Raw genomic sequence first — 13,244 nt, forward strand, 5'->3', positions numbered from 1 at the left:
CACCGAGTACTCCTGCGCTTGCGCCCAGGGCCTTACCTGCAAGGATAACTGCTGCACCGGAAACATCGCCGTACTCACGTGCCTGCACCGTTGCTGCCCAAGCTGCAATGGCCGCAACATCTCGGGCGACACCGTAGCCACGGTCGATTTCTGCAGCCTTACCTTCACTTTGCCCAGCCCATTGATGATCCATCACGACTACGTCGTAGCCCTCATGGTTCATGGCTTGAATAGCATCGTAATAATCACGGCCTGTTTCGCCGAAACGCGGTGAGACCACAACAAAACGCCCATTGGCTTGACCTATGGGCTTGAAGCGTTGCCAAAATATTTCTCGCGGGAACAAGCGTACGCCATCAACCGAGCCGCTTGCTGTACAATAGCCCTCGGTCACATCGGCGGGGGTGCGACCCAGTCTGGCCATCGCTACGGCTTTATGCACAGCAAAAAGATCACCGTGCCGGAGTCGACCCAGATCAAGACCCGTAACTGGCTCTCCCCAAAAAGCTTCACAATCCGCTCGAAAGGCTAAAAGCTCCCCAAGATCATCAAAACTTCGTGTTGTTCGCTTAGAAAGTCGACCCAAAGGCGCCTGTAGCTCCGGCGCGGAATCTTGCATGCCCTGGCTATTTAATTGAGTAACCAGTGCAAGTTCGCTGCGCAATGCGCGCATCTGCAAGTCGGAACGCCATCGATTTTTTGAGAAAAACACCATTGATTCTCTTTCTTACAACATATCGATACGACAGCGTACCTAGGGACTGGGACCAGAGCGAGTTAAGATAGAGAGTTTGCACCCAAGCCCGCTGAAGGGAAATTCGGTCAATCCGCCTTATAAAACAAGTGTCTTCTATCTGGTGAGCGGGAAATAAGCACTAGTAGTGCTGAGCAGAACGTCGTCAAATCAACCTTTTCGTCCTAAATCCTCAACAATATGGCCAGAAGTTAAGATATTTTGGGTAATATGCGCCCGCATATAAAACCCAAGCGGCAAAGACATTTGAAGCCCTCCGGCACCCGGCGCCATGGTTCTCACCGAGGCATCCGAAGCTTTCGGCCGAACTTGTAAAGCCACACCCTCCCGGGCACTCAAATTTCCGCCGCGCCCGCTTCCAATGGCGCCCATTAAATCTTCCCAATCATCATGAAGGATCTGCCACTCGCTTGCAGTGGGTTGCCACAAGGCGGCTGGGCCGAATCGGCGCTCGGCAAGAGGGGCCATTTTCGAGGACTCAACCGGTAAAAAAAGCACCTTTTTGAGCCTTTTGTAGAGTCTTGATGTCTCCCACTCATCACGATCTGCACTTTCCATACGAATAGAGCAGACGAATGTGGATTCCGATGGCCTACCATCCTCACGTACAGGAATCGTCTTAAGTTCGACTCCTAAGCCAGGAAAATCAGGCAATTCCCCAGCCTTCGGGTCGGCCCCCAGGGCTCGTTCCACCAATTGGCCAACGAAGCCCTTAGAACGCACATTGTTCTCAGGTACTTTGAAACCAAGCTGGTGGGCTAAATCTTGAACCGAGAAGCCCTCCAAAGCTTGAGCACGGAGAAGGAGTTCCTCTTGATTGCCTGGCTCGGGCTGGCGCCTGCCATCTCGGCCAGACCCATCCGGTATCAAACGTGACTTCATGCTATGAAACTCATTATGATATCATCCTCAGAGGAGTGAATATGTCTTTACTAAAAATTGCACAAATCGGCCACCCAATCCTACGGCAAACTGCTCGAGCTCTGACAACTGATGAAATTAAGAGTCCCGGTATTCAGAACTTCATAGACGATATGATCGAAACCATGCGCGATGCCAATGGAGCAGGTCTCGCCGCCAATCAGGTATACAATCCCATTCAAATTTGTGTCCTCGAGGTGGAGAATAACCCTCGCTACCCATACAAACCTCGTATCCCGCTGGAGGTTCTGATCAATCCAATTATTACGGTCTTATCAGATGAGCAGTTTGAAAATTTCGAAGGCTGCTTAAGTGTTCCCAATATCCGCGGCCGAGTGAGGCGTAAGGCCGAGATTCAGATGGACTACATCGACCGCGAAGGCACCCTTCATCAAAAAATTGTTCGAGGTATTACCGCAGGCACTTATCAACATGAAGTGGACCACCTACACGGCAAGGTCTTTTTGGATCATATTTTTGATTCAACGTCATTATGTACTTGGCAGGAATTCGAACGCCACTACCGAGAAGACTTCGTTAAAGAAGCAGAAGCAGTTGTTGAAAAATACGGGAGCTAAACAGATGGCATTGATTCCACTCGCAGAAGCGGTCGCGCGTATCACGGATAGCATCGCACCTCTTCAAGAAGCATCGCTACCCCTCGCAGATGTCGTGGGCATGTCTCTTTCTTGCGCCCTTAAAGCGACTCAAACACTGCCGCCATTTGATAACTCTGCAATGGATGGCTACGCCGTGCGCGCCGCAGACACCATCGGCGCCACTGAGACCTGTGCCTGCGTCCTACCGATTCAAGGTATGGTTGCTGCCGGACACCCCGCAGAACAAACACTTTCAGCACACTCCGCAATGCGTATCTTCACGGGAGCTCCGATGCCCGCCGATGCCGATGCTGTGGTTATTCAAGAAAATACCCGCGCAAATGAAAAGAGTGTCGGGATTCATAAAGTGGCAAAGCCTGGCGACCATGTTCGTTACGCAGGCGAGGATGTCAAATCGGGACAATTGCTTTTACCCAAGCGTCATATTCTCGGCCCAGGCGACATCGCAATGTTTGTTGCACAAGGGCATACGCACGCAAAAGTTGTGAGGCGGCCCAGAGTTGGCATCATCCCAACGGGCGACGAACTGGTTGAAGCCGGTACCCAACCCGGGCCTGGGCAGATCGCGAATTCAAATGGCATCATGATCCAAAGTATGTGCAAAGCTCTGGGCATGGAGCCCACGCTCTTCCCCATTGTACCGGACGACCAAGACGCCTTGGCCAAGGCTCTTCTCAAAGCTTCAGCGCACACGGATCTCATTTTGACAATTGGGGGTGCGTCCGTGGGAGACTTTGACTATGTTCTCTCAGCCATTGAGCAAGAAGGAGACATCGAGTTTTGGAAAGTGGCGATTAAGCCAGGCAAGCCCCTTGCTTTCGGCTCCATTGACAGAACGCCCATCATTGGTCTTCCGGGTAACCCAGCAAGCGCCTTCGTATGCTTTGAACTCTTTGCCAGGCCCGCTCTTCTCACCATGGCGGGCCGCTCAACCAAACGGCCCTTGATCGTGAGCGCCAAACTACAAAGTCCCGCTCTAAAAAACGGCAGCCGCGAGCAATTCTTAAGAGCTCGCCTCGTTGAACATAAGAGCCAATACCTAGTAGAAGCCCTTTCCCTGCAGGGATCTGGGCAACTCAGTTCAATGCTCGATATCAATGCTCTGATCAAAATACCGATTGGAGAAGGTACGATTCAAGCAGGCGAAAATGTGTCCGTTATTGCGCTAGACCGCTATTTTCAGGGCTGAATAGATACTTAAGTCTTCAAAAAAACACATCATCGTAAAAAAAAACATCAAAAAGAACGTATGCCATCTGTTGCCATACAATACATGCTTTGTGTTGTAAGTCATGGAAAGTTAAGAGCTTTTGGAATTTCAATTTCTCACAAGTTCCGCAAACCCGCAAGTAATGGGGCTCTCAGAGACTTCTAGCACTGCTTATGCTTATTGACCCAACGTTCCTGCCACGCATAAAAATCGTCCAACAAATGATTGCGCCACATCGGGCAATCACTACCTACCGGGCCAGGGGGGTCCGACTTTCAGGGAGAAAGAAATGACTAAAGCTGAACTGATCGAGAAACTTCACGGTAAAACTGACGCAGACATGACCAAAAAGGCTGTTGGCGAACTCGTAGACAACCTCTTCGACACAATGGCAGTAGCTATTAAGAAGGAAAAGCGTTTCACATACCCAGGTTTCGGTACATTCGTAGTACGTACTCGCAAAGCACGTAAAGGTCGTAACCCACAGACTGGTGAAGTCATCAAGATCAAAGCATCTAAGAGCGTTGGCTTCCGTCCAGCTAAGGCACTCAAAGAGCGTCTATAAGCGATATCGCTTGTTGCATTATGCAACATGGGAAAAGCCGGCCTTAGGGTCGGCTTTTTTTTTGCTTTCAACAAAGTCTCATTTTAAGAATTTAGTCTAACGGTATGGTCAGGCGCAGCGGCGAGTCTTGCGTATGCCGGTCACTCACCAAGACATCGACCTCCTCAACTCGGCCCGGGCCCGAAGGCGTCTTTTCGACAAGGCGTAGACTTACTGTTCCCAGTGGTACAGCATAGGCCTTTAAGGGAGCTAAGCCACCTAAGTCCCCGTTGATGTATACCTCAACCTGCTCGGCCTCTCCGGCATGAATTTCTACGTAACCCAGTAGTTCAGCAGTATCCCCTCCACGAGGACTGGCCTCGCGCATCAGTTCTGATTCCTGAATCCAAGTCTTGAGCTCGGTATAATTGTGAATGACCGCAATACTAAGCGTTAGAACGACAATCGCCGCAATCAAAACGCGCAGCAATACCGTTGGTCCTCCACCCACCGACGGAATGTCAGCAAGTGAGATACTCCCGGAATCTGTTGGCTCAATTTTTATCTGACTCGAGCCAGTGGTTTGGCGAACCACCGGCTTCGCCGATTTCATGGATTGATGCAAAGGAGGCAGAGCGCTTTTTCTAGAAGCATCGCCAACTTGAAATGGTTTGCGAAGTGCTGCCTCTTGACCCGCTTCTTCGAAGAAAGATGCAAATACTTTAGTATGGTCATTCCCACCGACAGACGGCTCCGGTAGATCGCAATCTTCTGGCTGCAAGGCGCTGTATACTTGGTATCGACTTTTTAGGTTTTCAATCTCTTCCTGGTAAAGATGCTGCATAAACTCAGCTGCCACCCGGGAGCCTACAATCACCTTTTGGTCGATCATGAGCGGTTGCAGTGCTTCTGCAAGCTCATGGGCACGTTGGTAACGTTCGGCTGGATTCGTTGCCATCGCCTTTTCAACTATCGGAGAAAACACTTCCGAAATTTGTGAGTCGACCTGATGAATGGGTCTTAATTTTGGATTGCGCACCTTTTCCAAGATCTCAAGATCTGTCTCACCTTGAAATGCCTTTTTACCAGCGAGCAGTTCCCAGAGCACACAACCCAGAGCAAAGATATCCGACCGCTTATCAACACCGTGACCTCTAACCTGCTCCGGGGCCATATAAGAGAACTTACCCTTTAAAACCCCTGACTGTGTCTCAGTAAGCCGCTGCTCAGCCTTCGCGATACCAAAATCAACGAGCTTCACGGCCCCATCAAAACTGAGTAAGATATTTTGTGGGCTAACATCGCGGTGGACAAGATTGATAGCTGACCCATCTAAATTTTTCATCTCATGGGCATAATCTAAACCTTCAGCTGCTTTTGAGATAATGTAAGCGACCAAAGAGTCTGGCAATCGGAGGTTAAGTTTACGAACCCGCTTTGTGAGTTCACGTAAATTAAAGCCGGCGATTAATTCCATGACGATGTAGAGCCGGCCGCCATGATTACCCAGTTCATAAATCTGACTGATATTAGCGTGACTTAAGTTGGAAGCCAGTTTGGCCTCATCCACAAACATCCTGCAAAATTCATCGTCTTCAACGAGGTGAGGTAAAATACATTTTATCGCGACCAGACGATGGAAATTTTCGGCTCCCATGACTTTCGCTCGAAAAACCTCTGCCATACCGCCTGAAGCAATCCGGTCCAAAAGGATGTATTTACCAAAGCGTTGTGGAAATTGCTCCATACCCATCTCTTGTTTAGCAATCTGTTATGAGTGTAGCCGCCTCTGGCCAGTGTTGCCAGTAAGCTGGCCGAAGAGACGAAATCCAGGTACAAAGTCTGAGCAATAAGAGAGGGACCCCAAGCACATGCCGCAGCCTACAGCCACTACATTTTGGGTTTACGAGAATCACCAAGGTATTAACAATGTTGTAGACTCTCTCGACAAAGTCCCTCCGAGCCTCCAGGATCGCGCTCAGGCCGTGCTGGTCAGCAAGGAGGAGGCTGAGCTGCTTCGACAAGCTCAACCGTCTCGAGAAGACTACAACGCCTCTGAAACACAAGTACTCGATAACGGCAGCGAATACGCCAGTAAGCTTCCCCCGGGCATTACTCCGGATACGATGGCAGGCGCGGGGATTTTCCTCTTGGCCTTGGTTTTCCTACGCCGGCTGGCGATCTACTACGGTTACAAGACGTTTGGGCGCATTGCCTCCATTGCAATCTTCACGATGGCCATAGGCGTTGTTTGGACATTTGCCGGAGTCGTCATCAAAGAAAATGCAAAGTCATCACAGGCCCAAACCGAAGAGACGCAATCCAGCGAGCAGAGCCCCGACCCTTAGCATCACCCCACGTGAGTGTTCTCTAAATTTTGGGAATTAGACGAAACTCAATGAATCGGTGTCGCCTTAAGCGCTGCACGACCATTCTTCTCATAGACTCGGAAAGAGACATCTTTGCATTGGTGCTTTTCAATCACCATTTGTCGGCTTTTATCCAAACGCCCTTTAAACTTATTAAAAGAGACATTTTCATCCTCGCCGCATTTCTTTCGCATCGCCACAAAGTTATCGAAGACCAAGCGCGAACGCTCTTCGTCTGAAAGCGGCTTCACTGGACCATCTTGCATAGACGGAGGCGGCACCGGCGCTGGCTTAGTAGCTGTGCCGGTCATGAGAGCGTTAAGCGACTGAACTTTAAGATCTGACGAACTATCAAGGGGCTCAGGCTCTATCACCTGCATTTGCATAGTTTGATCAACTGGCTCATTTGCAAGCTCTGGATCCCGCGCGCGCATCTTCTCCATCAACTCTGGACTCACCCGCATCACACTCGTTGCACCACCATCTTTGGCCGCCGTAAGGTGTTGAATCTGTTCATCGATGCTTGTGTCTTGTTGGTCCACAATGGTCGCCTCTTCTTGATTCTCAAAATCAGGAAGTGGTTCCAAAGTGACGTCACTCCAATCGTCTGGAGAGGAGACAAATGGGTCATCGTCAACTGAGTTCGCATTCGGTACCTCGGGAACCTGTGCTAAGAAGCCCGAAATGGTGTCGTATGCTGGAGAAGACGAAAGACCATCAAGTGCCAACGGGCCCGGCACTTCTACAGCTGCCGCCGGTGGGTGCGGTGGCGCCTTCGGTGCAACAACCGTTTGCGCTTCCTGCTCGATAAACGGCCGGGTGATTGAACCATCTGGAACTTCTGGCGTAGCCGGTGCACGTGAAGGCGTCGCACCAACCACATTGACCACTGGAATGGTTGCCCGCTGCGCCTGGCCTTGAATCTCCATGGGTGCAAAAGCCAGGTTGTCCAGCTGCACAGTGCGATTCTCGAGGAGACCTTCGAGCTCTAAGCTTGCAAAGTCAGGTGCCGATGGGTTGTCACCACCGATGAGCAAAGATGTGAAATCGGGCGCTCGATCAACGGATGTCTCTTGTGCCGCAGATGAAGGACGGTCCGCGAGACGACCGACTAAAACAGTAAGGCGGTCTAGCTCTGCTGGCATGCTATCGGGATCAGGACGTTTGGCAACGGGCACTCCCTGTAAAGAACTCGCAATATAATCAGAGAGTTCTTCGATACCCTGTTTAAGTTCGCCGCCGCCAAACAAGAACATGACGATGTGCAAGAGCCAAAGAATCCCAGCGATACCAATGAGTGTTATCTGGGCTCCGCCAAGTTGACCGAAAATTAAGCTGGAGTCAGAAAACACCCAGCCCGTTAAACCAGTCTGACCAGGTAAGACAAAGCTAACGGCCATCACACCGATGGCATCTCTATTCACAAAAAGCGGATCAATGGGCAACTTGTTGACGGGGCCAACCACGACGGAGCTGGCGTCTCCTGAACCGACGCGAACCGGTAAACGTGAGTTCGAACTGGTCGGCAATGTCACGCCGGATGGAAGCTTGCCAATACTTGCCTTCTTACCTTCAGCAACCACAACGACCATGCCTTGCGGTAAAACCGGCATTTTACGAATCACGTGCTCCACCAATGCAATGGCCACTGGATCGTCAGAATCAGCATCCCAAACAGGTGCCGCCCCAACAAACCGCAGAACACCATCGGCGCTGACCAGCGCGAAGCTTGCTTCACCCTTCATCGCTTCTTTGATAAACGGATTCTCTTCGAAATTAATACGTTGGGTAATCGAGTAATAATTGGACTGAGCAACTTGGATCATTCCGTCGAAATTCATCAACGAGACGCCGCTAACAGTTGAGTAATCATTGCGGAAGCTAATAATAAACTCATCAATTTGAGCACGAGCGTCGTCGAGCTTTCCTTTATTGCGGGCTCCTTGGCCTTTTTGAGTCACGCGCTCAAATTCAACAAAGGCCTCCGCCATGTCCACATCATCTGAGAAATGGTTGGCGAGTCCCTCTGCTTCGCGGGCAGAGTCTTCAATGGAAGCTTCGATTGAGTCGCGGGCCAATTGTAAACTGGCATCATGGGTATCGGTAATTCGGGTCTCAAAAACCGCTAATCCCTGGGCAATGACTCCTGCCAAGAGCAAGAATGCCAGTGTGCTCACCACCACAGAAAAGAGACGATGCTTTAACATAGCTCGGTTAAATCCTCTTAGGATAAACGAGCGCCCTCCAGCTTATCTGATTCCAGGCGCACGGTTACAGGTCTTAGACCAGTGTATAGCGAGCCTAGCCCCAAGATCAAAAATCCCCCACCAAATAGAGCAATTAAAGGTAAAGCTAGGTATCTCCCATACTCAATGGCGGGCCAAAGGCCGGTAAGCAAGTAGAGTCCAAAAATAATTTCGAGGACCGATTGCCCAAAAGATACGCTCGACAGCCTTCCCAGGCTCATTTGAGTTGCGGCCCCCTGCTTTGGGGTGCGAATAAAGGCCGTCCGATGGCCAGAAAGCGCTTCAATTAGGGCTCGCGTGTTGTTGAAAGCCAGTCCGACGCCCATCGCAAGAGCTGAAGGCACCCAAAGCATCGAGCCCAAGCTGAGCCCCGCACGGCGGCCAGCACCCCAATAAGTCACGATAAATAGCCCCGTACTCGATAAAAAGAGCAGGCTATCAACCAAGTGCATCACTCCGGGCTCGGAGGAAAACCGCACAACCATAACCCAAGGCATCAAAAGCCCCAAAACGATCACCAATGGGTAGGCAAAATTGCCCAATAGATGGAAACTTGCCTCTAAACGCTCCAAGAATCTTAATCCGGGTGTTTTCCAAATTGGGCCCAAAAGCAGCCGGGCCGTTTCGATCGAACCCTTCGCCCAGCGATGCTGCTGAACCTTAAATGCCTGACCGTGGTCGGGTAATTCAGCCGGTACTACAACATTGGGCCTAAAGACCAAACGCCAAGACTTGAGCTGCGCACGGTAAGACAAGTCTAAATCTTCAGTAATTGTTCGCCCAGACCACCCGCCCGCATCTTCGATACAAGCTCTTCGCCAAATACCGGCAGTCCCGTTGAAGTTAAAGAAACAGCCTCGGGCAAAGCGTCCCGCATGTTCATTCAAGAAATGCCCGTCCAATAAAAAGCCTTGGGCGCGGGTCAATATCGAGTCGTCACGGTTCAAATGGCCCCATCGTGCCTGGACCGCACCAACTTTCTCGTTTTTAAAATCACCGACCAAATGCCGTAGAAATGATGCCTGCGGAATAAAGTCAGCGTCGAAAATCGCGATCAGCGGAGCATCATCCAAAGTCATACCATAGGCCAAAGCCCCTGCTTTGAAGCCTTCTCGTGTGGGTCGCTGAACCTGTTCAACATTGATTCCGCGGGCCTGAAACCGAGCTACCGCTCGGGCGACGATACCAACAGTTTCATCATTCGAGTCATCAAGAATCTGGATGCTTAACAAGTCCCGCGGATAATCCAGCTCACAAACCGCTTTGATCACGCGCTCGGCAACCTCAGGTTCGTTATAGAGTGGAACCTGAACCAAAACCCGCTGGTCTGGATTCTCCAGAAGCTTCGCTGGAGGTAAATTCCGCATCCAACGCCATGCGCTCACCGCCAGCAGAAGCCGTTGGAGCGCAAAAATAGAAAGCAGGAATAGCAGAGCCGAGTAAGCTCCCATAAGATACATCGCCGATTCAGTCATGACCGGCCGCTATCATGGAAAATTTGAGTAGGCAACGCGATGCGTTAGCAAAATTATTGTTTTTTAAGGGCGCTGACAGCTTGGCGATGCAGTGGGTGTTCATCAGGCGTCATAGCCAACACGTCCCCCCAAATCTTACGGGCTTTACTGGGGTTTTCCGCCTGAACAGACTGGGCTTGGCCGGCAAGCTCTGAGGCCCTATCCACCATATTCGCAAGCTGGCGCGTGGCTTTCTCATAGGTCGCTACCGCTCCCAAGGCCCGCTTAAAACGGCGGGCTGCCACAGCAAACCTCTTATGCGCTAAGGCTTCAACACCGCCGAGGTAGTGCATATCGGCTCTTTTCTTATCAATATCTGGGCGAAAGACAGAGGGTTCAGAAACAATCTGTCTCTCGATAAAAATTAATGAATCCAATGCCTTGAGGGCGGATATTGAGCGTTTTGCCCGATGTTCAGCGTGGGCCACCTTCCGTAAACTCTGAAATTTGTGAATCTGCGCTGCCAGCATATGAGCATCTAGCTCGGTGCCCTCTTGCTCCAATAATTCCAGGGCCTCGTCGAGTTTTCCTTGTAAAAACAACTCTTGTGCACGCCCATGAACGGTCGGCACCACGTCCTCTTCCGGCGCAGGTTCAAGCTGCGCGGTTGCCGCAGAAGGCAATTGGCCCCGAGCTGTCTGGGACTCGCCTTGCTCTACTTTTATGCCCCGGACAAATGCCAGAAGGGCCCGAACATCGGATCTTTCTGGATACTGCTGGTCGAGTTCTTCTAAGAGCTTCGTGGATTCCCCAAACTGCCCAGCCTCTAAAGAAACCCTGGCACGAGCCAGCCTCGCATCGACTTCCAGTTCAATGCTCGCGATCAGTTCTTTGGCAACATCTTGCTGATAAATCGATCCGGTAGCTCCCTGCGCGTACTCTTTCGCCGCCCTTAGATGACCTTGCTTGCGAACCGTACGGGCCAGCTCCATGTTATTCTCAGCGCGTCTTTCCTCACCAACCGCATCCAAGTACTCGAGTGTTTCGGTATGGGATGAATCCAAACCCTTCAATATTTTGAATTGTTCTTCGGCAAGATCCCACTTACGTGCCTTAAAGGCTTCCACTCCATCTAAGAAGTACTGAAAGACCTTATCGGGCTTCACATCCGACACCTCTTCGGAGTCGCGGCTGGCCACCAGTCCCAAAGCCACCAAAGCCGTTACGAAAATTAGAACACCGCTGATAACGACAGGTATCCCATAGGGGTTACTCTGTATTGTTTTCCAAATACGGTCAGCCGGTGGGGTCGCGGCCGGCGCGGCAACCTTCGCCTCATCGGTTTGGGCGAGCATCTCATCCTCGCCCGCAAGAAAACGGGTATTTACTGTACCAAACGAGATTTCATCGCGGCTCTTGAGAACAACCTCGTCGACTCTGCGACCGTTAACAAAGGTACCATTGTTGGAGCCTGCATCTAAAACTCGAACGCGGTCAACTTCCGCGACGATGGTAGCGTGTAAACGCGAAACCGATGGCTCATCTAAAGTAAAATCGCATTCAGACGAACGGCCGACAGACGCCTCCCCAAGCACCAGTTCGACACTTTGCTCTTCAAGCCCTGGATCGGTACAGACCAATCGGCCCATCACCTGCGCGAATGGATCAGCTTGGGACTCTGGCGGCTCGATATCGTCGATGCCCTGCTGAGTGTCACTGGTTGGATCTACTTGTAAGAATGCGGTTTCATCAACGCCCCATGCCCCGGTTTGTGCATGTCCGGTTACCCCCCAATCGTCACCCAGGTCGGCGTCGGAAAAAGAGTCAGAGGGGGACCCTGAAAAGCCCGGCCCCACCAAATCATCCGAGGTTGAAGCGTCAAAATCAGGCGCGGCAAGGTTGGTCTTGGTTTGGCTCGGCTGAGAAACCGGAGTTAGGGTATTCTTGGAGAGTGGACGATCGGCCATCGTAGATGGCTCTTGAGGTAAAAAAGGCCCCTGCGCTGGGTCCAAAGTAGGTGCTTCGTCAGAATCTACCTTGTAGTCTAAAGAGGTCTTTGCATTCGAGTCATCGGTTAAGAACACGTTGGGCAGGGGCTTGGTGCGCACTTCTTGGGTGACTGCCTCACCCTTGGGATCGCCTATCTCACTGTCATCTTTACCATATTTTTCTTCAAGCTCCTTAAACTTATCGCCCCATTCCGAATCAATAACGGTATGTTCGCCGTCATTTTCTTCCGCCGGGTGCTCATCAGAGGTGGACTTGTCACTCATAGGGTCATTGCATCCTGAAAAGGTACCAAAGGTCAACGAACTCGCAGAGCCTCTGGGCCCCAGATTCTCGAATTTTGCTCTGCTTGACACCCTAAAGAAGTGTGGGCAGAAGGGTCAACCAACTAAAACCCCGCATTGAAGCGGGCCAAAACTTAAAGGTTTTATCATGTTCACGTTAGTTTCATCTATCGCTGGAAGCGTTCTTGCGCAAACCGCAGAAAACGCCAACTCTCCAAGCGCCATGGGCCTTGGCATTCTTGCCGCTGTATTTGCGCTCGCAACGGTTGCTCTTTTGTCACGCTCCAAAAAACTCGACGAGCAGCTCGCTGAAGTCAGCGGCGCTCTAAGCCAGAGCAAAGATTCAGTAAAAACATTGAGCAGCCGTGAAAAGAAACTCGAAAAAGACTTAGCCGAAAAAACAAGCCAAGTAGGTCAGCTCAAAAAAGACATGGGTGCGCAGCGCAAGAAAACACATGCCGCTCAAGAAGAAGTCAAAACCCTTCGCAACAGCCACAAATCAGAACTCGAAAAATTTAAAAAAGGTATGGGCGCTACGCCTGCATTCCAAGAAGCTGGTCAAAAAGCTCCAGTTGCTGAAGTTGCTGCGGCAAAGCCAGAGGTGAAAGCTGCGCCAGTTCCTACCGCCGAAGAGCTCACCCAAGAGCAACTTGATAATATTAAGAAACTCGAAGAGCGAAAAGATTATCTAGAAACCAAGCTCACCGAAAATAAAAAGTACGTTGCCAAAGTGAAGGCAGAAGTTAAAGAGACACGCTTCCGCGTTGAGCGTTACCGCCGCGTAGACATCATGACCAAAAATAAGACCGGTGTTCTTGAAGACAAGCTCCTCACC

Annotated in this window: 11 protein-coding genes; 5 read left to right on the forward strand and 6 right to left on the reverse strand. The window is 50.9% G+C overall.

Annotated features, from left to right (window positions below):
• Both HOK28_01755 and HOK28_01760 read right to left on the reverse strand, forming a co-directional pair.
• The coding region (locus HOK28_01755; GenBank protein ID MBT6431785.1) for a hypothetical protein at positions 1-715 on the reverse strand (715 nt) is incomplete at its 3' end.
• Between the two features lie 189 nt (positions 716-904).
• Positions 905-1,636: a DNA mismatch repair protein MutH gene (locus HOK28_01760; GenBank protein MBT6431786.1), complete on the reverse strand. Its 732-nt coding sequence runs from the start codon at positions 1,634-1,636 to the stop codon at positions 905-907.
• A gap of 41 nt (positions 1,637-1,677) precedes the next feature.
• On the opposite strand from HOK28_01760, the gene def reads away from it, so the two are divergent.
• The 3 genes from def to HOK28_01775 all read left to right on the forward strand — a co-directional run bounded on the left by def (position 1,678) and on the right by HOK28_01775 (position 4,070).
• Positions 1,678-2,253, forward strand: coding sequence for a peptide deformylase (gene def / locus HOK28_01765; protein ID MBT6431787.1), 576 nt, complete (start codon positions 1,678-1,680; stop codon positions 2,251-2,253).
• 4 nt (positions 2,254-2,257) lie between these two features.
• Complete coding sequence (locus HOK28_01770) at positions 2,258-3,484, forward strand: molybdopterin molybdotransferase MoeA (GenBank protein ID MBT6431788.1); 1,227 nt, start codon at positions 2,258-2,260, stop codon at positions 3,482-3,484.
• Between the two features lie 310 nt (positions 3,485-3,794).
• On the forward strand, positions 3,795-4,070 hold the full coding sequence (locus tag HOK28_01775; GenBank protein MBT6431789.1) for an HU family DNA-binding protein: 276 nt from the start codon (positions 3,795-3,797) through the stop codon (positions 4,068-4,070).
• A gap of 91 nt (positions 4,071-4,161) precedes the next feature.
• Here the strand turns inward: HOK28_01775 and HOK28_01780 are convergent, their stop codons facing one another.
• Entirely contained in the window at positions 4,162-5,796 is a 1,635-nt protein-coding gene (locus HOK28_01780) for a serine/threonine protein kinase (GenBank protein MBT6431790.1), read from the reverse strand.
• A gap of 124 nt (positions 5,797-5,920) precedes the next feature.
• Between HOK28_01780 and HOK28_01785 the strand changes: the two genes are divergently transcribed.
• Positions 5,921-6,397 (forward strand): hypothetical protein, encoded by a 477-nt coding sequence (locus tag HOK28_01785; protein MBT6431791.1) that lies wholly within the window; start codon positions 5,921-5,923, stop codon positions 6,395-6,397.
• Positions 6,398-6,444: 47 nt separating this feature from the next.
• Here HOK28_01785 and HOK28_01790 read toward each other — a convergent pair whose 3' ends face one another.
• From HOK28_01790 to HOK28_01800, 3 genes are read right to left on the reverse strand one after another with little or no spacing between them, the layout of a single operon-like run.
• Positions 6,445-8,625 (reverse strand): cache domain-containing protein, encoded by a 2,181-nt coding sequence (locus tag HOK28_01790; protein MBT6431792.1) that lies wholly within the window; start codon positions 8,623-8,625, stop codon positions 6,445-6,447.
• Positions 8,626-8,642: 17 nt separating this feature from the next.
• The gene (locus HOK28_01795) at positions 8,643-10,139 is read right to left on the reverse strand and encodes a glycosyltransferase (protein MBT6431793.1); all 1,497 of its coding nucleotides are present in this window, start codon (positions 10,137-10,139) and stop codon (positions 8,643-8,645) included.
• Between the two features lie 53 nt (positions 10,140-10,192).
• The gene (locus tag HOK28_01800) at positions 10,193-12,391 is read right to left on the reverse strand and encodes an FHA domain-containing protein (GenBank protein MBT6431794.1); all 2,199 of its coding nucleotides are present in this window, start codon (positions 12,389-12,391) and stop codon (positions 10,193-10,195) included.
• A 166-nt stretch (positions 12,392-12,557) separates the two neighbouring features.
• Here HOK28_01800 and HOK28_01805 point away from each other — a divergent pair.
• A partial coding sequence (locus HOK28_01805; protein ID MBT6431795.1) for a hypothetical protein occupies positions 12,558-13,244 on the forward strand: 687 nt, incomplete at its 3' end.

This window comes from Deltaproteobacteria bacterium (assembly GCA_018668695.1).
GTDB lineage: Bacteria > Myxococcota > XYA12-FULL-58-9 > XYA12-FULL-58-9 > JABJBS01 > JABJBS01.